Here is a 25,961-nt window from a genome sequence, read left to right as displayed (position 1 = left end):
TGACTAAGTGTGGCACAAGATAGCTGTTTTTGCCTGTAATAGGCCTTTAATTCAGACAATTGCACCCATCGGACCACTTTCAAAATTGCGTTATACTCTGCCTACCTCGCTGCGAGAACGATATAACCTGGAGAGCACGTATGAGTCTGGCGCTGAAAAATTTGCTGACATTGTTAAATCTGGAAAAAATTGAAGAAGGACTCTTTCGGGGCCAAAGTGAAGACTTAGGGTTACGTCAGGTTTTTGGGGGACAGGTTGTCGGTCAGGCGCTATATGCCGCAAAGGAAACCGTACCAGAAGAGCGTCTGGTCCACTCCTTTCACAGCTACTTTTTACGCCCCGGCGATAGCCAAAAGCCCATCATCTATGATGTAGAAGTCCTGCGTGATGGTAACAGCTTCAGCGCGCGCCGCGTTGCCGCAATCCAGAATGGTAAACCTATTTTTTACATGACAGCCTCTTTCCAGGCGCCGGAAGACGGATTTGAACATCAGAAAACCATGCCGGATGCGCCGAGTCCCGATGAGCTTAAATCAGAAACAGAAATTGCCCGCTCAGTGGCGCATTTGCTGCCGCCGCTGTTGAAAGAAAAATTTATCAACGATCGTCCATTGGAAGTGCGTCCGGTTGAATTTCATAACCCCTTAAAAGGTCACGTCGCACCTCCGGCGCGCCAGGTTTGGATCCGCGCAAACGGCGAGCTGCAGGACGATCTGCGCGTCCATCAATATCTGCTGGGTTATGCTTCAGACCTGAACTTCCTGCCTGTTGCGCTGCAGCCGTACGGAATTGGTTTCCTGGAAAAAGGGATTCAGATCGCCACCATTGACCACTCCATGTGGTTCCATCGTCCGTTCAATATCAATGAGTGGTTGTTGTATAACGTCGAGAGTACTTCGGCCTCCGGTGCCCGGGGTTTTGTACGCGGGGAGTTTTATACGCAGGACGGCGTGCTGGTCGCCTCTACCGTGCAGGAAGGGGTAATGCGTAATCGTAATTGAGAATTACCGGATGGCGGCGCAAAAGCGTTGCCATCCGGCAGATTGAAACATCAAGCGTTGTAAGCGTTCTCGCCGTGGCTGTTCACATCCAGACCTTCGCGTTCCTGCTCTTCCGGTACACGCAGACCCACCGTCATATCCGCCAGCTTATAGCCAATGAAAGCCACCACACCGGACCAGACGATGGTAATCGCCACGCTTTCCAGTTGCACCAGCAGCTGATGCCCCATGGTCACGCCCTCGGCAAAGCCCACGCCGCCCAGAGAGCTGGCAGCGAACACCCCGGTCAGGATGCAGCCGACAATGCCGCACACGCCGTGCACGCCAAACACATCACACGGATCGTCCACGCGCAGAATACGCTTCAGGATGGTCACACCCCACAGGCCAGCCAGTCCCGCAACGACACCAATAATCAACGCGCCGCCGACACCAATATAGCCACATGCCGGTGTTACCCCCACCAGACCCGCAATAGCGCCAGAACACGCGCCCAGCAGAGACGGTTTGCCACGCAGCGCCCATTCACCGAAGATCCATCCGAGGATGGCTGCGGCGGTGGCGACCACGGTATTGACGAAGGCCAGTGCGGCAATCTCATTCGCCGTTCCCGCTGAACCGGCGTTAAAGCCAAACCAACCAATATAGAGAATAGCGGTACCGGTGAAGACCATCGGCAGGTTATGCGGTTTAAAGGCTTCTTTGCCAAAACCGACGCGTTTGCCAATCAGATACGCACCAACCAGACCGGCAATCGCCGCGTTGATATGCACGACTGTTCCGCCGGCAAAATCCAACGCACCGTGGGAAGCCAGCAAGCCGCCGCCCCAGACCATATGGGCAATGGGGATGTACGACAACGTTAACCATACCACTACAAAAATCAGCACCGCAGAGAAGCGAATACGTTCAGCCAGCGCCCCAACAATCAGCCCAACGGTGATGCAGGCGAAAGAACCCTGAAAAGCAACGTGAATGTACTGGTAGAAGCTCCCCGTGACCGCCGTCAGCGCGATGTTCTTCAGCAATACCCAGTTGAAGTTGCCGAAGAAATTATTCCCTTCGCCAAAGGCCAGTGAGTAGCCATAAACCACCCATAGAATACAAACCAGAGCGAATGTCACCGTCACCTGAGTCAGCATCGACAGCACGTTCTTACCGCGAATCAAACCGCCGTAGAACAACGCAATGCCAGGGATAGTCATAAACAGCACCAGCGCGGTACAGATCATCATAAAAGCGTTATCTGCTTTATCCGCAACCGCCGGTGCCGCCATTGCCAGTCCCGGCAGTAGCGCCAGTGAAGCAATACCTGTTTTCATCGTTGCTATCTTCATTTTTTGGTTTCCTATCACTGTGTGCCAGAAGTTACAGTGCGGCTTCGTCGGCTTCGCCGGTACGAATACGAATCACACGTTGCAGCTCGGCGACGAAGATTTTGCCGTCGCCAATTTTTCCGGTGTATGCCGCTTTACTGATGACATCAATCACGCCATCCAGTTGGTCGTCGGCAATCGCCACATCAATCTTCACCTTTGGCAGAAAATTGACGCTATATTCAGCCCCACGGTACAGCTCAGCATGACCTTTCTGTCGGCCAAAGCCCTTCACTTCGGTGACGGTCAGCCCCTGAATACCAATAGACGACAGTGCTTCACGGACGTCTTCCAGTTTGAACGGTTTGATTACCACGGTAACCAGCTTCATAGATCCCCTCCAGTCAGAATTCAGTAGTGGCTGCAGATACACGAGAGGAATATTGCAAGGGGTGTGCCAGGAATGAAAAACGCGGAATAATTCAGGCTTGCAGGGTATTGCTGGGGGAGAAAAAGAAAAAACGCACTATGACGGTGCATAGTGCGTTACATTTTTGCACCAGATTGTTGATTGCCGGATGGCGGCGTAAACGCCTTATCCGGCCTACAAAACCGCGTTGACCGTAGGCGTGATAAGCGCAGCGCCATCAGGCGATAACCGAATCCTCATGTGCGCTGGCCGCCAGCTCTTCACCCGCCAGTTGCAGCTGATACATCTGCCAGTAACGGCCTTGCGCCGCCAGTAGTTGCTGGTGCGTACCACGCTCAACCGCCTGCCCGCGATGCAGCACCAGAATGGTATCCGCATCGACAATCGTCGATAACCGATGTGCAATCACTACCAACGTGGTGTGTTCACGTACCGCCGCCAGCGCGTGCTGAATGGCCTGTTCAGTACCGGAATCAATACTGGCAGTGGCTTCATCGAGGATCAGTACCTGCGGCGTTTCCACCAATACCCGCGCCAGCGCCAGCAGCTGTTTCTGCCCAACGGAGAGATTATTGCCCTGCTCGCCCAGCCGGGTATGGATCCCCTCGCTCAGCCCCCGCGCCAGTGCTGCCAGTTGCACAGTCTCCAGAGCCTGCCATACCCGCTCTTCTGAGATATCACGACCCAGCGTGACGTTTGCCAGGAAGGTATCCGCCATCACCACCGGATCCTGCTGCACCATCGCGATGCCCTGACGTAACGCACTGTGGCTCAGAGAAGACAGCGGACGTCCGTCAAGGCGGATTTCGCCCTGCGTCAACGGGTAGTAACCCATCAGCAGACTGGCCAGCGTACTTTTGCCGCTACCGGTGTGTCCGACCAAGGCTACAAAGCTGCGCGAAGGCACGGACAGACTGATATTTTGCAGCACCAGATTGTCGTCACGATAGGCAAATGAAACGTTATCCACCTCAATGTCTCCGCTTTTGAGCGGGCGATCGTCTTCACCATAGCGCTGACGAGGCCCGTCCATCAGTTCGAACACTCGCTCACCGGCGACAACCGCCTGCTGCAGCATGGATTGCTGGGTGGTCAGCTCGATCAGCGGTTCGTTCAAACGGCCGAGGTAGCTGATAAACGCGTACAGCACGCCAACCTCAATGGAGCTGCCAGAGGTAAAGCTGAACAACATCAGCAAACCGCAGAGGATCAGCGCCGAGAAAAGGCTCAGCAGCGGGCGCAGCAAAAAGCCATCCAGTCGCAGGGTTTGCATACGCGCCATATAGTGCGAGCGGCTGGCCTCCCCCATTCTCTCGCCAAATCGCGCCTGCTGGCGGAACTGCTGGATAACGCTCATGCCGTTGATGACTTCGTTAAAGCCATCGTTAATATCCGCCAGATAAGCGCGCACCCGACGCACAATCGGGGTGCTGTAGCGTTGATAAATCACCATCACCACCATCACCGCCGGGAAAATGGCCATCGCCACCAGCGCCATACGCCACTCGAGGCTGAACATCGCCACCAGCATGGCACCGATTAAGGCCGCGCTGCGCAGAACCGTTGCGACCACCGTCACGTACAGGTCGCGAATAACTTCGGTGTCATTGGTCACACGTGAGATAAGCTGCCCGACGGGCTGAGTATCAAAGGCGCTGAGCGGCTGGCGCAGCGCAGCGTCCATTACGTCAGTGCGTAACTGTTGTACGACGCCAACCGCCGCCTGGTTAAACAACAACGACTGCGCGTAATGCAGGCCTGCCGCCAGCAGTTGCAGACCGACATAGGCCGCAACCAGCCCGACAACCATCGCCAACGGCAGATTGTTCTTCGCCACCATGTTATCGATAAAATAGCTAATCAACAGCGGACCGCTGACTTCCGCCGCAGCCGCCACCCACAGCATAACTACCGCAATCACCAACTGTTTTCGCCATGGTGAACCATACGCCAGCAATCTTTTCAGGGTCGGCCATAGTTGCCCAAAACTACGCATTAGCCGCCTCCTCGTTTATTTCTGGCGCATCAGACAGTGCCGCTTCCAGTTGCTGATAGCGGTACATATCGCGATACCAGCCGGGCTGTTGCACTAAAGATTCATGCTCACCGCGCTGGGCAATATGCCCATGCTGCATCACGATAATCTCGTTGGCTTCCGTCAGAGCCGATAAACGGTGGGCGCTGATAATCACGGTTCTGCCTTCGCCCCACTGACGCAGGTTATGCAGGATCTGATGCTCGGTACGACCATCTACCGCCGATAACGCATCATCCAGAATCAGGATTTCAGCATTCAGCAGTAGCGCTCGGGCGATAGAAATACGCTGTTTTTGTCCACCAGACAGCATCACCCCACGTTCGCCCACTTCGGTGTCATAGCCCTGAGGAAGACGTAGAATATCTTCATGAACGCTGGCAAGGCGCGCCACATGCTCGATCTCTGCCTGGGTGGCCTGCGGGCGTCCTAAGGCGATGTTATTGCCGACCGTATCCGAGAACAAGAAAGGTGTCTGGCTGACCACTGCCAGACGGCTACGCCAGCTATCCAGCTGCAAGCGCGTTAACGGGATATCATGAAAGCGCACATCGCCCTCGGTGATATCAAAATGACGTTGGATCAGCGACAGCACCGTACTTTTCCCCGCGCCGGTTGGGCCACAGATGCCCAGCATCTGCCCTGGTTTAAGCCGAAAATTCACATTTTCCAGCGCCGGGTGGGTGGTTTGTGGGTAACAAAATTCGCGAATCGCCACCGCCAGCTCGCCGCGTCCTTCCGGCACCAGTTCAGTACCGTCATCCACTACCGGCGCTTCTGCCAGCATGGCGCGAATTCGGCTATACGCGGCGCTGCCACGCTCGACGATGTTAAACATCCATGCCAGCGCCAGCATCGGCCAAATCATCAGACCGAGATACATCATAAAGCTGGTGAGCTGGCCGAGCGTCAGCGAACCGTGCACCACCATCCAGCTTCCCCCGGCAATCGCCAGCAGGTTAGCCATCCCAATGGCGATATAAATCGTGGGATCAAAGCGAGCGTCAATGCGCGCCACGCGCAGGTTTTTCTTACCTGTATCTTCAGCATCAGCGGCAAATAATGCCGACTGCCGATCCTCCAGACCAAAGGCCTTGATCATACGAATACTGGTCAGGCTTTCCTGAGTACGATCGTTGAGGCTGGAAAACGCCGCCTGCGCCAGCTTAAAGCGGTTATGGAGTCGATCACCGTAACGTTTGATCATTATCGCCATCACCGGCATCGGCAGCAGCGCAATCAACGTTAGTTGCCAGCTTATCTGCGTTGACATCACGATCAGCACCGCACATCCCATGACCAGCGAATCTACAAGCGTCAGTACGCCTTCCCCGGCGGCGAATACCACGCGGTCAACATCGTTAGTTGCACGCGCCATCAGATCGCCCGTGCGGTGACGCAGATAAAACTCTGGATGCTGACGACTCAACTGACGGTAATAATCTTCCCGCAGCTCAACTGCCAGTTGGTAGGATGCGCCAAACAGCAGCACGCGCCAGACATAGCGCAGTAAATAAACTACCACGGCGATCAGAGCAATGGTTCCCACCCACATCAGCAGCCGCTCGGTGGTGAAGCGTTGTGTCGTTACGCCATCCACAATGATCCCCACCACTTTCGGCGGAATAAGCTGAAGGATAGCGATGATGATAAGCAGGGCCACCGCCCCGAGGTAGCGACGCCACTCCCGGCGGAAGTACCAGCTTAATTGAGCAAATAATCGCACGCGTTATGTCCTGACAAAATTTCCGGCAATAAGCGCCGGGAGAATTATTCAATAGGGAGAGCAGTTGTGTATTTAATCTGTTCCATAGCAAAGCTGGAGGTGACGTCAGACAGGCCCGGTACGCTGTTCACCAGGCGCTTATAAAATTCATCGTAGCTTTTCATATCAGCGACCTGCACTCGCATCAGGTAATCATACTCCCCTGCCATACGCCAGAACCCCAGAACCTCGGGCATTCCGGTCACTTCAGTGACAAAGCGGCAATACCATTCGCTGCTGTGATGCTGAGTTTTGATCAGCACAAACGCGGTTAAGCCCAGCCCCAGTTTTTCCGGATCCAGCAAGGCGACTCTGCCCAGCAGAACACCGTCATCCTCGAGCCGTTTGAGGCGTTTCCAACAGGGAGTGGTAGTCAGATTAACGGCATCTGCTAACGCCTGCAAAGAAAGGGTGCAGTCCTGTTGCAGTAAGCCAAGCAGCTTACGGTCAATTTTGTCTAGCATATCCACTCCACAGAGAAGAATTTTCTACTTACATTCTATTTTAAAGGCTAAATGGCAACAATTTTTTCCGTGCTTTTCGCTATTCTGGGCACAAAATGACAAACGGATATCTATTAATGATGAATAGCTCCTGGGTTAAAAACGCCATCAATGAAATCAACGCGGATTATCAGCGTTCTGCAGATACGCATCTCATTCGTCTGTCGCTACCGGCGTTTCCTGGCATTCAGATCTATTTAAAAGATGAGAGCACGCATCCGACCGGGAGCCTGAAGCATCGTCTGGCGCGCTCACTGTTTCTGTACGGATTGTGCAATGGCTGGATCAAAGAAGGCACCACCATCATTGAATCATCGTCCGGTTCAACGGCGGTATCTGAGGCTTATTTCGCTCGACTGTTAGGGCTGCCGTTTATTGCCGTCATGCCTTCCTGTACGGCGAAACGTAAAGTTGAACAGATTGAATTTTACGGCGGTCGCTGTCATTTCGTGCAAAGCGCCTGCGAAATCTACGCGGCCTCTGAACAATTGGCGCGTGAACTGAACGGTCATTACATGGACCAGTTCACTTATGCTGAGCGCGCCACCGACTGGCGTGGCAATAATAATATTGCCGACAGCATCTTTCGTCAGATGCAGTGCGAGCCCAATCCCGTTCCCCGCCATATCGTGATGAGCGCCGGCACCGGCGGCACCTCAGCAACCATTGGCCGCTATATCCGCTGTCAGGGCTACGATACTCGCCTGATGGTAGTGGATCCGGAGAATTCGGTTTTTCTGCCCTTCTGGCAGTATCGCGATGCGACATTGCGCAGCCCGGTAGGAAGCAAAATTGAAGGTATCGGGCGTCCGCGCGTAGAACCCTCTTTCATTCCTGATGTGGTCGATGAAATGCTGCGCGTGCCGGATGCCGCCAGCGTGGCTACCGCGCACTGGCTGGAAACGCAGTTGGGTCGTAAAGTCGGCGCCTCAACCGGCACCAACATGTGGGGAACGCTGCAACTTGCCGCGCGCATGCGCAATGCCGGAGAAACCGGTTCACTGGTGACGCTGCTCTGCGACAGCGGTGAACGCTATCTGGAAACCTACTACAACCCGCAATGGGTTGACGCACACATCGGTGATTTAACGCCGTGGAAAGCGGAACTTGCCCAGTTGCTGAATACACACTAAGCAGACAAAAAAAAGCCAGACGCGAAGTCTGGCTTGCTGGAAGGGATCTCTCATTCGGGGGAATAAGGTAGATGCGGATTGTCCAGCCAATGCGTCAAAAAGTGTGACACCGCCTGATTACGGCAATGTCCAATCACCGATAAATGAGGCAGTTCAGCCATCAGTTGCGGCATTGCGTTACCCATAATCAGGCCGCGCCCAACGCTGCCTAACATTTCGCGATCGTTCATAGCATCGCCAAACGCCATACACTCGGACATTGAATATCCTAAGTGGTCACTCAATACCGCCAGCGCGGATCCTTTGTTACAGCCCAGCGGTAGTACCTCAAGGCAATCAACCGCGGAGAAACAGAGATTCGCCTGTTCTCCCAGCGCTTCATTCAGTTGAATGCGCAACTGGATCAGAGACTCATGATCGCCGCAGAAACAGATCTTCGTTACCTGATGAGCCGGAATACGTTTCACATCGACGATCTGGTAGCGAAATCCGCTATACACATGCGCCTGTAGCAGCGAGGGGATCTCTTGTCCGGTAAACCAACCGTTGTCATTAAAGACATGCATGCTGGCGGTGGTATCCCATTTCTGATGTAACACGATATCCGCAACATTCGGATCCAGATCCTGACGGTGCAACACATCGCCCTCAAGAGAGTGAATGCGCGTGCCGTTACCGGTGATCAAAAAGGCGTCCAATGAAATAGAACCCAAAATGTGGCGCATTTCCAGCACATGGCGGCCAGTGGCAAATGTCAGGGTGATATCGCGTTCACGCAGGCGCGCCAGCGTTGAAAGCGTTTCGTCACCTAAATGGTGATTCGGCATCAAAAGGGTGCCATCCATATCAAATGCAGCCAGACGAGCCATTTCTTTCTCCACACTGTGACGCGGTTAACTTGTGATTCAGTATCACCTGAGATATACGGAAGTAATAGTGAATAGATAAAATGAATTGTTCCGGGTTTATATGAGATTGTTGAATCGCCTGAACCAGTACCAACGCCTGTGGCAGCCTTCGAACGGCGAACCGCAGTCGGTGACCGTCGGGGAACTGGCCGAACGCTGTTTTTGCAGTGAGCGCCACGTGCGTACCCTGCTGAAGCAAGCGCAGGATGCTGGCTGGCTGGAGTGGCACGCCCAGTCTGGGCGTGGGAAACGCGGGCAATTACGCTTTTTGGTGACGCCGGATTCCCTACGCAACACCATGATGGAACAGGCGCTGCAAAAGGGAGAACAGCTTAGCGCGCTGGAACTGGCTCAGTTAGCACCGGGAGAATTAAGAACGTTGCTACAGCCGTTTATGGGCGGCCAATGGCAAAACGACACGCCAACCCTGCGTATCCCCTATTACCGCCCGCTTGACCCTTTGCACCCTGGATTTCTCCCCGGTCGCGCGGAGCAACACCTTGCTGGACAAGTTTTCTCTGGCCTGACCCGATTTGACAGCACTACGCAACGTCCCTGTGGAGACTTAGCCCACCACTGGAATATCTCCGCTGACGGCCTGCGCTGGGATTTCTATATTCGTTCCACCCTGCATTGGCATAACGGCGATACGGTAAGCAGCACACAGCTACATCAACAGTTGCTGAAGCTGTTAGAGTTACCTGCGCTGAATAAGCTGTTTATCAGCGTAAAGCGCATTGAAGTGACGCATCCCCAGTGTCTGACCTTTATTCTGCATCGTCCCGACTTCTGGCTGGCGCACCGTCTGGCGAGCTACAGCAGTCACCTGGCGCATCCTGAGCACCCGTTTGTGGGTACCGGCCCGTTCCGGTTGACACTGTTTACTCCTGAGCTGGTGCGTATCGAGAGTCACGATCACTACCACCTCAGTCATCCGCTGCTAAAAGCCATTGAATACTGGATAACCCCGCAGCTCTTCTCCCAGGATTTGGGCACCAGCTGCCGCCATCCGGTGCAAATTGCGATTGGTAAACCCGAAGAGTTACCTATGCTAAGCCAGGTAAGCAGCGGGATCAGCCTTGGTTTTTGCTATCTCACACTCAGAAAAAGCGCGCGCCTGAATACGCAGCAGGCTCGTCGACTGGTCGATATTATCCACCGTTCTTCCCTGCTACAAACGCTTGAAGTGGATGAAAATCTGATCACGCCAAGCAATGCACTGCTGCCCGGATGGAGTATCCCGCAATGGGATGAACTCGACGAGGTGGCATTACCGGAAAAGCTGACGCTGGCTTATCATCTACCGGTAGAACTTCACGCTATGGCTGAACAGCTTTGCCATGCGTTGGCTCTGCTCGGCTGTGAATTAACGCTTATTTTTCATAATGCTAAAAACTGGGATGGCAATCATCCCCTAGCCCAGGCCGACCTGATGATGGGCGACAGGCTGATTGGTGAAGCACCTGAATATACTCTCGAACAGTGGTTGCGCTGCGATCAGCTCTGGTCACATGTATTGAATGCACCAGCATACACACATTTGCAAACGACCCTGGATGCCCTACAAATCCAGGCCGATGAGGACGATCGCCACGCGGCTTTACAACAAGTTTTCGCCACGCTAATGCATGACGCTACCCTGACGCCTCTGTTCAATTATCACTATCGCATCAGCGCGCCACCAGGGGTGAACGGCGTACGCCTGAATCCTCGTGGCTGGTTTGAGTTTACCGAAGCCTGGCTGCCACCTCCTTCAGCGTGAAGAAGCTGGTCGGCGACACGCCCAGGCGCTACCATAAGGGCTTCGTTATTTTGTCAGGAAAAGCCATGAAACGTGCCGTTGTTGTATTCAGTGGAGGTCAGGACTCCACGACTTGTCTGGCGCAAGCGCTGCATCAGTATGATGAAGTGCACTGCGTGACCTTTGATTATGGTCAGCGCCATCGCGCTGAGATTGATGTCGCACGTGACCTGGCCTTAAAACTTGGCGCACGCGCGCACAAAGTGCTTGATGTCACGCTGCTCAGTGAACTGGCTGTCAGCAGCCTGACCCGCGATAATATTCCGGTACCCGATTACGAACCGGATGCGAACGGCATTCCCAATACCTTTGTGCCAGGACGCAATATTCTGTTCTTAACGCTGGCAGCAATTTACGCGTACCAGGTGCAGGCAGAGGCAGTCATTACCGGCGTTTGTGAAACGGATTTCTCTGGATACCCGGACTGTCGCGATGAGTTCGTCAAAGCCCTGAACCATGCCGTAAGCCTGGGGATGGCGAAAGATATTCGCTTTGAAACCCCACTGATGTGGATCGATAAAGCCGAAACCTGGGCGCTGGCTGATTACTGGGGCAAGCTGGACCTGGTACGCGAAGAAACACTAACCTGCTATAACGGCATCAAAGGTGACGGTTGCGGTCACTGTGCGGCGTGTAATCTGCGTGCCAACGGCCTGAACCATTATCTGGCGGATAAACCGGGAGTGATGGCGGCAATGAAGCAGAAAACCGGACTGAAATAATTGAGCGAATAGTGCCGGATGGCGGCGTAAACGCCTTATCCGGCCTACCGACAGCATTCATCGTACACAATAACGCCCGTAGGCCTGATAAGCGAAGCGCCATCAGGCAACGTTGAGCTACTGCACCATCTGCTCCAGTTTTTCGCGTAACTCCCCTTCCAACGGCAGCGCTTTTTGCGTTTTCAAATCAATACAGACGAAGGTAATCAACGCGTCAGCCACTACCTGCCCTTCCGGCTCCAGGGTAATTGTCTGGTTTAACACCCCACTTTTGCCATTTAGCTGTTGCACCTGACTAGTGATGGTCAGCAGGTCGCTTAGCACCGCTGGACGACGGTAGTTAATATTTATATTCACGACCACAAAAGCGATGTTGTGTGCAGTCATCCATTGAAAGCTGTCGCTGTTTTCCAGACCATCCCAGCGGGCTTCTTCCAAAAACTCGAGATAGCGGGCGTTGTTGACGTGCTGATAGACATCAAGATGAAAACCACGGACTTTGATTTGTGTTTGCATAGCGCAGGAACCTTACGTTTTTATAAGAATATATTCAGGGTAGTGAGGCCATAACTGGTATGACCTCTCTAGTCTGGCAAATTTTCAGCGCTGTGCAAGTTATTAAAGTGTTAAAACTGCCAAATTACGCTCCACCAGCGAACTGCCCATACCCGGTACCTGCTTTAAATCCTCCACCGTTTTAAACGGTCCGTACTCCTCACGATAGCTCACAATCGCCTGCGCTTTCTTCAGACCTACGCCATTCATGACTCGCGCTAAATCCTCCGCTGAAGCGCTGTTGATGCTTACCCTGGTGCCTTCATCGTCGCTTGCTTTAGCGGGCAGTGTGGCTTTGCTTTGTGCCGCCCCTGAGTTTTCCGCTTTGGTTTGTGTCGCCTGGCTTTTGGCGACAGGCTCAGCCGCCAATGCAGTTTGGGCCATACCGGCGCAGGTCAATGAAAGAGTGATAAGCAGGGCTTTGATTCCATGTTTCATACTGTTTTCTCCTTGTTTGTTAACAGTGGAATCACGATAGCGAGGTGCAGAACGGCAGACAAATGGCAAATATCAGAAATGGAAAAGGCCGCGAAAGCGGCCTTTGGTAGATACAACTTTTTGCAATTTTTTGCGAACTGCCTCGGTTATTGCTGCTGTTCCAGCGCATCACCGATTTTAATTTTTGCGGCTTTACGCAGGTTGCTCATCAGCGCTTCGAAGACAATCTGCGCGTTGTTCTGAGTGATCCCCTGAACCATCGCTTTCTTCTGCGCTTCAGGCATAGAACCGGCTTTCACCTCGTCCAGCGCCAACAGAACAACGTTACCCTGCATGTCGTTCGCTACGCCGTAGCTCGGCTTGTCTTTCGCCGGCAGGCTCAGACCAAAGGCAGCCTGGCTCAACGGATCCTGACCCGTACGGCTCAGCGTTTTTGCCTCGCCAAAGCTCAGACCCGCAGCTTTCATCGCTTCATCGCCTTTACCGGCTTTCAGATCCGCCAGCAGTTTATCGGCATCAAGCTTCGCCTGCTGCTCTGCTTTATTGTGCTTAACGAGCGCAGTTACCTGCTCTTTCACTTCAGCCAGTGGCTTCACGGCTTCAGCTTTGTGCTCTGCAATACGCAGCACGAACGCGCGATCGCCATCCACGGTGATGATATCGGAGTTACTGCCAGGTGTACCGTTCTCGCCAACCAGACCACCATTGAAAATGATATCAGCGACTGGTTTGAAATTCAGTTCTTCCGGCAGGCTGTCACGGCTAAACCAGCCCGTTTCAACCGCTTTCATACCTGCTGCCTGCTCTGCACCCGCCAGAGATTCGTTATCGTTGCTGGCCGCATCGCTGACTTTCTGTTGCAGCGCATAGTAGGCATCCAGCGCTTTTTCCTGCTTCACTTTTGCCGCAATGTCGTCACGGGCTTCGCTCAGCGGTTTAACCTGTGCAGGCTGTACGTCGTCAAGACGCGCAACGAGGAAACCAACGGAAGACTTAATTACGCCAGACAGTTGGCCTTTTTCTTTCAGACCGGCATTTTTCAGCTCATCCGGGGTGGTGGAATCTTCCAGCCATCCCATATCGCCGCCTTTACGGGCAGAGATGATATCGGCAGATTTTTCTTTCGCCAGCGCAGCAAAGTCACCGCCTTTATTTAGCTCGTCCAGTACCGCTTTGGCTTCATCTTCAGTTTTGGTCTGAATGATGCTATAGCGGTTACGCTGCGGCTGAGTGAACTGATCCTGATGCTGGTCATAGTAAGACTGAATATCAGCATCGCTGGCCGTCTCCTGCATAGCAGCAGCATCCAGCTTGATATAGCTCACGCGGAACTGTTCCGGCGTCATAAAGTTGTTTTTATTCTGCTCGTAGTAGCTGGCAACTTCCTGCTCGGTAACAGACTGCTTCGCGGCCAGTGCGTTAACGTCAATCGTCGCCTCGCGCACGATCCGCTGCTGTGCGACCAGCGCCGCCAGTTCGTCCGTTTCGCCTTTCAGCATAAAGTCCGTACCGGCAACGCCGTTAATCAGCTGCTGGGTAGTAAGCTGATTACGTAATGCCTGAGCGTACTGGTCTGCGGTCATGCCCATCTGATTAACAATTGCGTTATAGCGGTTGTTATCAAATTTACCGTCGACCTGGAAAGCAGGCGTGGCAAAAATAGCCTGTTTAATCTGATCGTCGCTGATGTTGAGCTTAAGCTCGCGGGAATACTGATCCAGCAGCGCTTCGTCAACAAGACGATTCAGCACCTGCTGACGCAGCGTTTTCATGTAACCTTCGTTCGCGGCCAGCTCGGAGTATTGATCGCCCAGCTGTTGCTGCATGCGGTTACGTTCGCTGTTGAACGCATTCTCGAACTGCCCGCGGCTGATCTCCTGGCCATTCACTTTGGCGGCGAAGTTATTGCCCCCGCCAATCAGGTAACCACTCACGCCGGTCAAAATGAACGACACGATAATGATACCGAAAATAATCTTGAGCACGAGACTGTTAGCAGCCGTGCGTAAGCTGTCCATCATGGTGTAACCACACTCCGCTGTAGATGACTATACGCGTTATCTCTAAAGCCGCCTGCGCGTTGACACAACAACGGCGGCAAGGATTTTGAGTATATATGCTTCACGCAGCATAGCGTTTCCTGAACGCTGCGCACAAAGGCCTATTGTGACAAGAAACAGGGGTAATTGTCAGCCCACAACACGTAGAAAGTACCGGAATTACAAATAAAAAAGGCACATCAGTCGATGCGCCCTTGTACTTCGTCACATCCCCAAAGGGGAAATCACTTAGTTTACCGCGTCTTTCAGTGCTTTACCTGCACGGAAGCCCGGTACTTTAGCCGCGGCAATGGTGATCTCTTTACCTGTTTGCGGGTTGCGACCAGTACGGGCAGCACGCTCTTTAACGGCAAAAGTACCAAAACCTACCAGCGCTACGTCATCACCTTCTTTCAGAGATTCGGTAACAGAAGCAATAATTGCATCTAACGCACGTCCAGCCGCAGCTTTAGAGATATCAGCCCCTGCAGCAATTTTGTCGATCAGTTGAGATTTATTCACTCTTCTCTTCCTCTTTATAATTTATATCGCACCTGAATCCTTCAAAGTGCGACCGCGCAGCAGTTATATCAGGCCTGCCATGCCCTTACAACACCCGTTAATGATGGCAAGCCTAATCCGTCATCTAAATTAGCTATACAAAAAAAGGCTGGCAAGCCCGAAATGGCCTGCCAGCCCTGTTTTTATTAATGCTCTTTGCGCGAGGTCACTATTTTGCCGTCACAACCTGCATTCCAGAGGGTTCATTTTGCAACGCAAGAGCCAGAACTTCCTCAATGCGTTTCACCGGATGGATGTCCAGATCGGCAATTACGTTATCCGGAATCTCTTCCAGGTCACGTTTGTTCTCATCAGGAATTAAGACCGTTTTAATACCGCCACGGTGTGCCGCCAGCAGTTTTTCTTTCAAACCACCGATTGGCAGAACCTGACCACGCAGGGTGATCTCGCCGGTCATCGCCACGTCGGCGCGAACCGGGTTACCGGTAAGACAAGAAACCAGCGCGGTACACATGGCAATACCCGCACTTGGGCCATCTTTCGGCGTCGCTCCTTCAGGTACGTGAACGTGAATGTCGCGTTTTTCGTAAAAGTCCGGATTAATACCCAGTTTTTCCGCACGCGCACGTACCACGGTCAGTGCAGCCTGAATAGATTCCTGCATGACTTCACCCAGAGAACCGGTGTAGGTCAGCTTACCTTTACCCGGTACGCAGGCGGTTTCGATGGTCAACAGATCGCCGCCCACTTCCGTCCACGCCAGGCCGGTTACCTGACCAACGCGGTTTTCGTTGTCCGCGCGGCCATAATCAAAGCGCTGTACGCCCAGATAGTCGTGCAGATTATCGCCATTGATCTCGATATGTTTCAGCGACTTGTCGAGCAACAGCTGTTTCACCGCTTTACGGCACAGTTTGGAGATTTCGCGCTCCAGACTACGCACGCCCGCTTCACGGGTGTAGTAACGAATAATGCCTACAATGGCGCTATCGTCGACCGTCAGCTCACCTTTTTTCAGCGCGTTACGCTCAATCTGTTTCGGCAACAGGTGACGTTTTGCAATATTCAGCTTCTCGTCTTCGGTATAACCGGACAGACGGATCACTTCCATACGATCCAGCAACGGCGCCGGAATATTCATGGAGTTAGAGGTCGCAACGAACATCACGTCGCTGAGATCGTAGTCCACTTCCAGGTAGTGATCGCTGAACGCCACGTTCTGCTCTGGATCCAGCACCTCAAGCAGTGCGGAAGCCGGATCGCCACGCATGTCGGAAGACATTTTGTCGATCTCATCAAGCAGAAACAGCGGGTTTTTAACACCCACTTTAGCCATTTTCTGGATCAGTTTACCCGGCATAGAACCGATATAGGTCCGGCGGTGACCGCGAATTTCAGCCTCATCACGCACGCCGCCCAGCGCCATACGGATGTATTTACGCCCGGTCGCCTTGGCGATGGACTGCCCCAGAGAAGTTTTACCTACCCCCGGCGGCCCAACCAGACACAGGATCGGCCCCTTGATTTTATTCACACGGCTTTGGACCGCGAGATACTCAAGGATACGATCTTTGACGCGTTCCAGACCGTAATGGTCGGTATCGAGGATTTCCTGCGCCTGACGCAGGTCTTTTTTGACCTTGCTACGCGCATTCCACGGTACCTGAACCATCCAGTCGATGTAGCCACGCACTACGGTCGCTTCCGCCGACATCGGAGACATCATTTTCAGCTTCTGCAGTTCCGCTTCCGCTTTCTCTTTTGCCTCTTTCGGCATTTTCGCCGCGTCGATCTTACGCTTCAGCGCTTCGTTTTCGTCCGGCGCATCGTCCATCTCGCCGAGCTCTTTCTGAATAGCTTTCATCTGCTCGTTCAGATAGTACTCACGCTGGGATTTTTCCATCTGCTTTTTCACGCGGTTGCGAATGCGTTTCTCAACCTGCAGCAGATCGATTTCAGACTCCATCATCGCCATCAGATATTCCAGACGTTCGTTAACGTCGGACATCTCCAGCACGGACTGTTTGTCAGCCAGCTTCAGCGGCATGTGCGCTGCGATGGTGTCCGCCAGACGTGCAGGATCGTCGATGCTGTTCAGCGACGTCAGCACTTCTGGTGGGATTTTCTTGTTCAGCTTGATGTAGCCTTCAAACTGGCTGATAGCAGTACGCACCAGCACTTCCTGTTCGCGCTCATCAATAGCAGGCGAGTCAAGGTACTCTGCTTTCGCAGAGAAGTGCTCGCCGTTGTCAGACAGCGCTGAAATACGCGCGCGCTGTAACCCCTCGACCAGCACTTTTACGGTGCCGTCAGGCAGTTTCAGCATCTGCAAAATAGAGGCCACGGTCCCGACGGTGAAAAGATCGTTTACACCCGGCTCATCCGTTGACGCTTCTTTCTGTGCGACCAGCATGATTTTTTTATCATGGTCCATAGCCGCTTCCAGACAACGGATAGATTTTTCCCGCCCTACAAATAAGGGTATGACCATGTGCGGATAAACCACCACATCGCGCAACGGCAATACGGGGATTTCAATGCGTTCAGAACGCTCAGGATTCATAGAGCTCTCTCTTAGTTTAGTTTCCGCCAGGTAATCAGGTGGTACGACTGTGCTTCACACCACCTTTAACATGTATGTCAGTATATGGGGATGTTTCCCACACATTCAACGCCATGTTTACGGAAAAATAAAAGGGGAGATAAAATCCCCCCTTTTTAATTAAATGTCTGTATGAATTGATGAATTATTCGCCAGATGCCTGTTGTGCTTCCGGCTTACCGTAAATCAGCAATGGCTTGCTCTGGCCGCCAATCACCGACTCGTCGATCACCACTTTTTCGACGTCTTCCATAGAAGGCAGATCGTACATGGTGTCGAGCAGCGCGGCTTCGACGATAGAACGCAGACCACGGGCACCGGTTTTACGCGCCATCGCTTTCTTGGCGATCGCATCCAGCGCTTCCTCACGGAACTCCAGATCAACACCTTCAAGATTGAACAACGCCTGGTACTGCTTGGTCAGGGCATTTTTCGGCTCTTTGAGGATCTGAATCAGCGCTTCTTCACTCAGTTCGCTCAGGGTTGCCACAACCGGCAGACGACCGATGAACTCAGGGATCAGACCAAATTTGATCAGATCTTCCGGTTCGACCTGCGACAGCAGTTCACCTTCGCTGGCTTTATCAGACTGCGCTTTTACCGTTGCGCCAAAACCAATGCCGGAGCCAGTTTCAACACGGTTAGCAATCACTTTATCCAGACCGGCAAATGCACCACCGCAGATAAACAGGATCTTGGAGGTATCAACCTGCAGGAATTCCTGCTGAGGATGTTTACGACCACCCTGCGGCGGAACGGCGGCAACCGTACCTTCGATCAGTTTCAACAGCGCCTGCTGTACGCCTTCGCCGGAAACGTCACGGGTAATGGACGGGTTGTCAGACTTACGAGAAATCTTGTCGATTTCATCGATATAGACGATCCCACGCTGTGCTTTCTGCACGTCGTAATCGCACTTCTGCAACAGTTTCTGAATAATATTTTCAACATCTTCACCCACATAACCGGCTTCGGTCAGCGTGGTGGCGTCGGCCATAGTGAACGGAACGTCCAGCAGGCGCGCCAGCGTTTCAGCCAGCAGCGTTTTACCGGAACCCGTCGGACCAATCAGCAGGATGTTACTTTTGCCCAACTCAACCCCATTGCTGGTGTCGCCGTTGCGCAGACGTTTGTAATGGTTGTATACCGCGACCGCCAGCACTTTCTTCGCCTGCTCCTGACCGATAACGTAATCGTCCAGGTGGTTGCGAATTTCATGTGGCGTCGGCAGCGCACTGCGTTCACGGTGCGGTGCTACTTCCTTAATCTCTTCGCGAATGATGTCGTTACATAAATCAACACATTCGTCGCAGATATACACGGATGGTCCGGCAATCAGCTTACGCACTTCATGCTGGCTTTTGCCGCAAAAAGAGCAGTACAACAATTTGCCCGAGCCATCTTTGCGTTTATCTGTCATGGGTCAAAACCTCTTCTTTGTTCTTTGTGCCGCACACGACGACGCAAATGCCATTCTCAGGCGCAAGACGCTAGTCAGCGTTGTGCCGCTCCAGGTAATTATAGCGGCACACCTGCGCACTGGGCATTAATTACGATGGGTCAAAATCGAGTCGACCAGACCGTACTCTACCGCTTCAGAAGCGGAGAGGAAGCGATCGCGCTCGGTATCACGTTCAATCTGCTCAAGAGATTGACCCGTATGATGCGCCATAAGTTCGTTCATGCGCCCTTTTACCTTCAGGATTTCACGGGCATGAATTTCAATATCCGTTGCCTGGCCCTGGTAACCGCCCAGAGGCTGGTGGATCATGACGCGAGAGTTAGGCAGGCAAAAACGTTTGCCTTTCGCCCCGGCGGTCAGCAGGAACGCCCCCATTGAGGCCGCCTGGCCCATACAAATGGTGCTGACGTCCGGCTTAATAAACTGCATGGTGTCATAGATAGACATCCCGGCAGTGATCACTCCACCAGGGGAGTTGATGTACAGGTAGATATCTTTTTCTGGGTTTTCTGCTTCCAGGAACAGCATCTGCGCCACGATCAGGTTAGCCATATGGTCTTCGACCTGGCCGGTCAGAAAAATGACGCGTTCCTTAAGTAGACGAGAATAGATATCAAAAGAGCGCTCACCACGTGAGGTCTGTTCAATGACCATCGGCACCAGCGCCATATGGGGTGCAAAGTTATCTCGTTCGCCGCTGTATGACATTTCCGTCTCCTGGATAAAATTTGAAAAAACCTGCTGTGCTGATTGTAACCTTATGGACGGATTATCAGCTAGTCCCTCAGTAATGGGTACGACATCGCCATAATTCAAGCATAACAATCTTTTGTTGTAACGCTAACACTGAAACGCTGTTTTCGCACTCTTCCCATGCAAAATGCGTGACAAAAAAAAACCCGCCACCAAAAGGTGACGGGCTTGCGTACGAAATTCGTGCTAAAAAAGCGACGAATTACGCCTGCTGGTTCATCAGCTCGTTGAAGGAAGTGGCTTTTTCAGTCACTTTCGCTTTCGCCAGAACGGCTTCAACAGCCTGCTCTTCCAGAGCGACGTTACGCATGTTGTCCATCAGCTCTTTATTTTTGCTGTAGAACTCAACCACTTCTTTCGGATCTTCGTAAGCAGAAGCCATCTCTTCGATCAGGCCTTTAACGCGATCTTCGTCAGCTTTCAGTTCGTTGGTGCGAATCACTTCGCCCAGCAGCAGACCAACAACTACGCGACGCTTAGCCTGTTCTTCGAACAGTTCACGCGGCAGTTCCAGAGCTTGTTTCTCGTTGCCGCCGAAACGCTGTGCAGCCTGACGACGCAGAACGTCGATTTCGCTGTCGATCAGCGCAGCCGGAACGTCGATGTCGTTAGCTTTTACCAGACCTTCGATCGCCTGAGACTTAACGCGGTTACGCACAGCGCCTTTCAGCTCGCGTTCCATGTTTTTGCGTACTTCAGCGCGCAGACCTGCTACGGAACCATCTTCAACGCCGAAACGTTTGATGAATTCTTCAGTCAGTTCCGGCAGTTCGCGTTCTTCAACTTTCTTCAGGTTGATAACGAACTTAGCGGCTTTACCTTTCAGGTTTTCAGCGTGGTACTCTTCCGGGAAAGTCACGTCGATAGTGAACTCTTCGCCAGCTTTGTGGCCTTTAACGCCTTCTTCAAAGCCTGGGATCATACGACCCTGGCCCATCGCCAGTACGAAGTCAGACGCTTTGCCGCCTTCGAACTCTTCGCCGTCTACAGAACCGGTGAAGTCGATGGTTACACGGTCTTCTGCATCAGCAGCGCCGTCTTTGTCTTTCCAGGTAGCCTGCTGCTTACGCAGGGTATCCAGCATCACGTCAACGTCAGCGTCGGTGACTTCAACAACCGGTTTTTCAACTTCGATTGCTTCCAGACCAGTCAGCTCAACTTCCGGGTAAACTTCGAACTCTACCGCGTAAGTAAAATCTTCACCCAGTTTGTATTCGCCCGGAACGTAGTTCGGTGCGCCAGCCGGATTGATTTTTTCTTTGATGATCGCGTCAACGAAGTTGCGGCTCATCAGGTCGCCCAGAACGTCCTGGCGAACAGATGCGCCATAACGCTGAGCAACAACATTCATCGGTACTTTTCCTTTGCGGAAACCGTCAATACGCACTTTCTTCGCTACGTTGACCAGCTCGCTTTTCACAGCGGTCTCGATGCTGTCAGCAGCGATAGTAATCGTTACACGGCGGCCAAGGCCTTGAGTGGTTTCAACTGAAACTTGCATCTTGTTACCTCAAAAAATCACAGTGCTCGGTCAACTCTTCTCCGCAAGCACAGGTTGTTGGCTTCGCGGAACTGGGATGTTCTCATAAGCAATCACATTCCCTGTCGTCAGAATCATCCCGAAGACATTCCGAAAAATAAGACGCGCATTATAGCGGCATCACTTTTATGAGTCGAGAACGGTTATCGCGCGTTGCTGCGGCTTTTTTCACAATTCCCGGCTAATTTTTGTCTGAATACTGTACGACTACCCCAGAATTCAGACAAAACAAAACGGCCCGCAGGCCGTTTTCACATAATCTGTAGCAACATACTGGAAAAGCGTCGGTTGTTGCAAATCCGTTTTACGCGATGCTTCCCGCCCCACGACACGGAGGCGATGCAAAAATCGTATCCTGCAACGCTTCCCACTCCTTAATGGTGTAGGTATGCAGGGCAAGTGCGTGAACGGTTGTGGAAAGCTCCGCCGTTAACGTGCTGTAAATCATCCGATGACGATTAAGAAAACGTTCACCTGTAAAGCGATCGCTAACCAGCACAACCTTAAAGTGGCTTTCAGAACCAGCCGGGACATTGTGACGATAGCTTTCATCCACAACTTCGAGGAACACGGGTTCGAACGCTGCCCTTAATTTTTCTTCTATTTGCTCACGAATCATCATGAAATTTTCCTCCGACAACGCTGAGATGTCACCCATCCCTTTAAATACTAGCCGCTTTTACCGTTTTCATTACACCTTAGCAACAAAAAATTAGCGCTTGTCTGATTTTCTCAGCCAAACGGATGAAGTTCACTGAATCCTCACTTCGTTTTATTGCAAAAAGTCCGTTTATGGTCTCCACCAAGTCATAAAACGGACAACACAATGAATTTACATGCGTTACCCACTTCCCCTCATCGTTGGCGATGTTATGATGGCGGGAATTTTCTCCAACCATACAATTTAGATTCGCTGAGAGCCCTGGCATGTTTAAAAAAATCCTCTTCCCGTTAGTCGCGATGTTCATGTTAGCTGGATGCGCAACGCCGCCGACCACTATTGAAGTCTCCCCGAAAATTACCCTGCCACAGCAGGACCCAAGCCTGATGGGCGTGACCGTTAGCATCAACGGTGCCGACCAGCGTCAGGATCAAGCGCTGGCAAAAGTCACCCGCGACAACCAACTGGTTACGCTGACTGCGTCCCGCGATCTGCGCTTCCTGCTGCAAGAAGTACTGGAAAAACAGATGACCGCACGCGGTTATATGATTGGACCAAACGGCGCTGTAAACCTGCAAATCATTGTTAGCCAGCTGTACGCTGACGTGTCTCAGGGTAGCGTGCGCTATAACATTGCCACCAAAGCAGATATCGCCATCATTGCGACCGCTGCTAACGGCAACAAGATGACCAAAAACTACCGCGCAAGCTATTCTGTTGAAGGCGCACTGCAGGCCTCTAACAAAAATATCGCTGACGCCGTTAACAGCGTGCTGACCGACACCATCGCTGATATGTCTCAGGACACCAGCGTTCACGATTTCATCAAGCAGAACGCTCGTTAATTTCTGCCCATATGGCCCGGCGTTCGTCGGGCCTATAGAAGCCCATGTCCAGTCATTACTTACGTATTTTTCAGCAACCACGCTCAGCTATCCTGCTTATTCTGGGGTTCGCCTCCGGTTTACCGCTCGCACTCACCTCCGGTACGCTTCAGGCGTGGATGACGGTCGAGAATATCGATCTTAAAACCATCGGTTTCTTTTCCCTGGTAGGTCAGGCCTACGTATTTAAGTTTCTCTGGTCCCCGTTGATGGACCGTTACACGCCACCGTTTTTAGGTCGACGTCGCGGCTGGCTGCTGGCGACCCAGGTGCTGTTGTTAATTTCTATCGCCGCGATGGGCTTTCTGGAGCCTGGCACACAGTTACGCTGGATGGCCGCACTCGCAGTGGTGATCGCTTTTTGCTCGGCCTCGCAGGATATCGTCTTTGATGCCTGGAAAACCGACGTGTTGCCCGCAGAAGAGCGCGGCACCGGCGCTGCTATCAGCGTGCTGGGCTATCGATTAGGGATGCTGGTTTCAGGCGGACTGGCCCTGTGGATGGCCGATCGCTGGCTGGGCTGGCAAGGGATGTACTGGCTGATGGCAGCGCTGTTGATTCCTTGTATCATCGCCACCCTGTTAGCACCTGAACCGACTGACACCATTCCGGTACCTAAAACGCTGGAACAGGCGGTTGCGGCTCCGCTGCGCGACTTCTTTGGTCGTAACAACGCCTGGCTTATCCTGCTGCTTATTGTGCTGTATAAGCTCGGGGATGCCTTCGCCATGAGCCTGACCACCACCTTTTTGATCCGCGGCGTTGGATTTGATGCGGGTGAGGTTGGTGTGGTGAATAAAACGCTCGGGCTTCTGGCAACCATCGTTGGTGCATTGTACGGCGGGATCCTGATGCAGCGCCTTTCGCTGTTCCGCGCATTGCTGATATTTGGCATTCTGCAAGGGGCGTCAAATGCAGGCTACTGGCTATTGTCCATCACTGACAAACACATGTTCAGTATGGCGGCTGCCGTCTTCTTTGAAAACCTGTGTGGCGGAATGGGCACAGCGGCGTTTGTCGCTTTATTAATGACGCTGTGCAATAAGTCCTTCTCAGCGACCCAGTTCGCCCTGCTCTCCGCGCTTTCAGCCGTTGGTCGCGTTTATGTTGGCCCGGTAGCAGGTTGGTTTGTCGAAGCACACGGCTGGCCGACATTTTATCTGTTCTCCGTGTTTGCAGCGATCCCCGGCCTCATACTGCTGCTGGTATGTCGCCAGACCCTGGAACATAGCTGGCAAAATGAAAGCTTTATTCCGCGTACGGAATTTCGTGGAGCGTACAGTCTGGCATTAATGACGTTGGTAGTGGGCTGCTGCCTGCTGCTGGCTTGGCTGCTGCTGTTAACCATGAATGCGCTGGATTACACCAACTTCTCCTTCCTGCCGGAACTGCTTGAAGTCTCGGTGGCGGTCGCGGTCTGCGGGGTGATTTTTGGCGGATTGTTGGATTATCTGGCTCTGCGCAAAAACCGTCTGGCGTAAAAAACCGTATTAATAAGCCGTTGTAATCACCTTGCGTAATTATAACGGCTAAATAAACAACAATTGATAAAAATAATATTTGTTATTTTGTGCGCCAAAGAATTTGGAAATTATTGACGCCTTTTATATATTTTATTTTCCTTACTCGATTCAGCCACTACAGATTTATTTTTTGTTCCCAAATTGTCTTTTTATTGATAATCAATTGTTAAACAATTGTTTTATTTTCGTATTGGTTATACCAATTGCCCTCAGCCTGTCCCCCACCTGCCTGCTTTCGTTATAACGTGGTGTTGCAACAGGTTCTTAAAGTCAAAGCGACATATATTGCAACATATGTGACATGCACGGCAGAACCCAGTAACACAGATCCAAGGATGTTTACAGTAATGTAACCTTCCCGTAAAATGCCCTCACACTTTAAACGCCACCCGGTCCCGTGGAATTGAGGTCGTTAAATGAGACTCAGGAAATACAATAAAAGTTTGGGATGGTTGTCATTAATTGCAGGCACTGCGTTACTCAGTGGCTGTAATTCTGCGCTGCTTGACCCTAAAGGACAGATTGGACTGGAACAACGTTCACTGATACTGACGGCATTTGGCCTGATGTTGATTGTCGTTATTCCTGCCATCTTGATGGCTGTTGGTTTTGCCTGGAAGTATCGTGCAAGCAATAAAGATGCGAAGTACAGCCCGAACTGGTCACACTCCAATAAAGTGGAAGCTGTGGTCTGGACGGTGCCGATCTTAATCATCATTTTCCTTGCCGTTTTGACCTGGAAAACCACTCACGCTCTTGAGCCAAGCAAACCGCTGGCGCATGACGAGAAGCCCATTACCATCGAAGTGGTTTCCATGGACTGGAAATGGTTCTTCATCTATCCGGAACAGGGTATCGCTACCGTGAATGAAATCGCCTTCCCGGCGAATACTCCGGTTGAGTTCAAAGTGACATCCAACTCCGTGATGAACTCCTTCTTTATCCCGCGTCTGGGTAGCCAAATTTATGCCATGGCCGGTATGCAGACTCGACTGCATCTGATCGCCAACGAAGTCGGTACTTATGATGGTATCTCCGCAAGCTATAGCGGACCAGGCTTCTCCGGTATGAAGTTCAAGGCTATCGCAACAAAGGACCGCGCCGAATTCGACCAATGGGTTGCTAAAGCTAAACAGTCCACGAACACCATGAGCGACATGGCTGCGTTCGAGAAAGTGGCTGTGCCAAGCGAATACAACCAGGTGGAATACTTCTCCAACGTGAAACCCGATTTGTTTAAAGATGTTATTAACAAATTTATGGCTCACGGTAAGAGCATGGACATGACCCAACCCGAAGGTGAGCACAACGCACACGAAGGCATGGAAGGCATGGACATGAGCCACGCGGAATCCGCTCACTAAGGGG

The 25,961-nt window shown here is 52.3% G+C and carries 22 protein-coding genes; 7 read left to right on the top strand and 15 right to left on the bottom strand.

The features are described 5' to 3' along the window. The first annotated feature begins 140 nt into the window (after positions 1 to 140). Complete coding sequence (gene tesB, locus WN16_RS09350; protein WP_003835934.1) at positions 141 to 1,001, top strand: acyl-CoA thioesterase II; 861 nt, start codon at positions 141 to 143, stop codon at positions 999 to 1,001. 50 nt (positions 1,002 to 1,051) lie between these two features. Here tesB and amtB read toward each other — a convergent pair whose 3' ends face one another. From amtB to WN16_RS09320, 5 genes are all read right to left on the bottom strand, one after another. After that, positions 1,052 to 2,338 (bottom strand): ammonium transporter AmtB, encoded by a 1,287-nt coding sequence (amtB, locus tag WN16_RS09345; RefSeq protein WP_003835936.1) that lies wholly within the window; start codon positions 2,336 to 2,338, stop codon positions 1,052 to 1,054. Positions 2,339 to 2,369: 31 nt separating this feature from the next. Then, complete coding sequence (glnK, locus tag WN16_RS09340) at positions 2,370 to 2,708, bottom strand: P-II family nitrogen regulator (RefSeq protein ID WP_003021657.1); 339 nt, start codon at positions 2,706 to 2,708, stop codon at positions 2,370 to 2,372. A gap of 256 nt (positions 2,709 to 2,964) precedes the next feature. Continuing rightward, positions 2,965 to 4,743 (bottom strand): SmdB family multidrug efflux ABC transporter permease/ATP-binding protein, encoded by a 1,779-nt coding sequence (locus WN16_RS09330; protein WP_032936971.1) that lies wholly within the window; start codon positions 4,741 to 4,743, stop codon positions 2,965 to 2,967. Then, a complete protein-coding gene (locus WN16_RS09325) occupies positions 4,736 to 6,508 on the bottom strand; it encodes a SmdA family multidrug ABC transporter permease/ATP-binding protein (RefSeq protein WP_003835940.1) in 1,773 nt (590 codons plus the stop codon). The genes WN16_RS09330 and WN16_RS09325 overlap by 8 nt, the downstream gene beginning before the upstream one ends. A 44-nt stretch (positions 6,509 to 6,552) precedes the next feature. Then, positions 6,553 to 7,011, bottom strand: coding sequence for an Lrp/AsnC family transcriptional regulator (locus WN16_RS09320; protein WP_003021649.1), 459 nt, complete (start codon positions 7,009 to 7,011; stop codon positions 6,553 to 6,555). Between the two features lie 116 nt (positions 7,012 to 7,127). Here WN16_RS09320 and WN16_RS09315 point away from each other — a divergent pair, with 116 nt between their 5' ends. Further along, positions 7,128 to 8,183, top strand: a complete 1,056-nt coding sequence (locus WN16_RS09315; protein ID WP_219619315.1) for a PLP-dependent cysteine synthase family protein — start codon at positions 7,128 to 7,130, stop codon at positions 8,181 to 8,183. A 50-nt stretch (positions 8,184 to 8,233) separates the two neighbouring features. Here the strand turns inward: WN16_RS09315 and cof are convergent, their stop codons facing one another. Next, positions 8,234 to 9,052 (bottom strand): HMP-PP phosphatase, encoded by an 819-nt coding sequence (gene cof / locus WN16_RS09310; RefSeq protein WP_003021643.1) that lies wholly within the window; start codon positions 9,050 to 9,052, stop codon positions 8,234 to 8,236. Between the two features lie 100 nt (positions 9,053 to 9,152). Here cof and WN16_RS09300 point away from each other — a divergent pair, with 100 nt between their 5' ends. Both WN16_RS09300 and queC read left to right on the top strand, forming a co-directional pair. Further along, complete coding sequence (locus WN16_RS09300; RefSeq protein ID WP_088169107.1) at positions 9,153 to 10,853, top strand: SgrR family transcriptional regulator; 1,701 nt, start codon at positions 9,153 to 9,155, stop codon at positions 10,851 to 10,853. A 65-nt stretch (positions 10,854 to 10,918) separates the two neighbouring features. Further along, positions 10,919 to 11,614, top strand: coding sequence for a 7-cyano-7-deazaguanine synthase QueC (gene queC, locus WN16_RS09295; RefSeq protein WP_003835948.1), 696 nt, complete (start codon positions 10,919 to 10,921; stop codon positions 11,612 to 11,614). A 117-nt stretch (positions 11,615 to 11,731) separates the two neighbouring features. On the opposite strand, the gene fadM is transcribed toward queC, so the two are convergent. The 9 genes from fadM to bolA form a co-directional block, all read right to left on the bottom strand. Further along, positions 11,732 to 12,130, bottom strand: coding sequence for a long-chain acyl-CoA thioesterase FadM (gene fadM, locus WN16_RS09290; RefSeq protein ID WP_003021636.1), 399 nt, complete (start codon positions 12,128 to 12,130; stop codon positions 11,732 to 11,734). Positions 12,131 to 12,232: 102 nt separating this feature from the next. Next, positions 12,233 to 12,607, bottom strand: a complete 375-nt coding sequence (locus tag WN16_RS09285; protein WP_003021633.1) for a helix-hairpin-helix domain-containing protein — start codon at positions 12,605 to 12,607, stop codon at positions 12,233 to 12,235. A 146-nt stretch (positions 12,608 to 12,753) separates the two neighbouring features. Then, positions 12,754 to 14,628 (bottom strand): peptidylprolyl isomerase, encoded by a 1,875-nt coding sequence (gene ppiD / locus WN16_RS09280; RefSeq protein ID WP_016149702.1) that lies wholly within the window; start codon positions 14,626 to 14,628, stop codon positions 12,754 to 12,756. A 267-nt stretch (positions 14,629 to 14,895) separates the two neighbouring features. Then, complete coding sequence (gene hupB / locus WN16_RS09275; protein ID WP_003021629.1) at positions 14,896 to 15,168, bottom strand: nucleoid-associated protein HU-beta; 273 nt, start codon at positions 15,166 to 15,168, stop codon at positions 14,896 to 14,898. Positions 15,169 to 15,376: 208 nt separating this feature from the next. Next, a complete protein-coding gene (gene lon, locus WN16_RS09270; RefSeq protein ID WP_003021627.1) occupies positions 15,377 to 17,731 on the bottom strand; it encodes an endopeptidase La in 2,355 nt (784 codons plus the stop codon). Positions 17,732 to 17,915: 184 nt separating this feature from the next. Further along, entirely contained in the window at positions 17,916 to 19,190 is a 1,275-nt protein-coding gene (clpX, locus tag WN16_RS09265; protein WP_003831013.1) for an ATP-dependent protease ATP-binding subunit ClpX, read from the bottom strand. 126 nt (positions 19,191 to 19,316) lie between these two features. Continuing rightward, positions 19,317 to 19,940: an ATP-dependent Clp endopeptidase proteolytic subunit ClpP gene (gene clpP / locus WN16_RS09260; RefSeq protein ID WP_003021624.1), complete on the bottom strand. Its 624-nt coding sequence runs from the start codon at positions 19,938 to 19,940 to the stop codon at positions 19,317 to 19,319. 247 nt (positions 19,941 to 20,187) lie between these two features. After that, complete coding sequence (gene tig, locus WN16_RS09255; protein ID WP_003021622.1) at positions 20,188 to 21,486, bottom strand: trigger factor; 1,299 nt, start codon at positions 21,484 to 21,486, stop codon at positions 20,188 to 20,190. Positions 21,487 to 21,829: 343 nt separating this feature from the next. Then, on the bottom strand, positions 21,830 to 22,147 hold the full coding sequence (bolA, locus tag WN16_RS09245; protein ID WP_003021619.1) for a transcriptional regulator BolA: 318 nt from the start codon (positions 22,145 to 22,147) through the stop codon (positions 21,830 to 21,832). A 305-nt stretch (positions 22,148 to 22,452) separates the two neighbouring features. Here bolA and WN16_RS09235 point away from each other — a divergent pair, with 305 nt between their 5' ends. The 3 genes from WN16_RS09235 to cyoA all read left to right on the top strand — a co-directional run bounded on the left by WN16_RS09235 (position 22,453) and on the right by cyoA (position 25,957). After that, on the top strand, positions 22,453 to 23,031 hold the full coding sequence (locus WN16_RS09235) for a lipoprotein (protein ID WP_003021617.1): 579 nt from the start codon (positions 22,453 to 22,455) through the stop codon (positions 23,029 to 23,031). Positions 23,032 to 23,075: 44 nt separating this feature from the next. After that, on the top strand, positions 23,076 to 24,551 hold the full coding sequence (ampG, locus tag WN16_RS09230; protein WP_016149701.1) for a muropeptide MFS transporter AmpG: 1,476 nt from the start codon (positions 23,076 to 23,078) through the stop codon (positions 24,549 to 24,551). Between the two features lie 458 nt (positions 24,552 to 25,009). After that, entirely contained in the window at positions 25,010 to 25,957 is a 948-nt protein-coding gene (cyoA, locus tag WN16_RS09225; protein WP_003021613.1) for a cytochrome o ubiquinol oxidase subunit II, read from the top strand. Positions 25,958 to 25,961 lie beyond the last annotated feature (4 nt).

Origin of the sequence: Citrobacter sp. ABFQG, from assembly GCF_004322975.1 — a bacterium.
Classification (GTDB): domain Bacteria; phylum Pseudomonadota; class Gammaproteobacteria; order Enterobacterales; family Enterobacteriaceae; genus Citrobacter; species Citrobacter freundii.
Note: the sequence above shows the minus strand (reverse complement) of the source record. Positions and strands in the feature narration are given on the sequence as shown.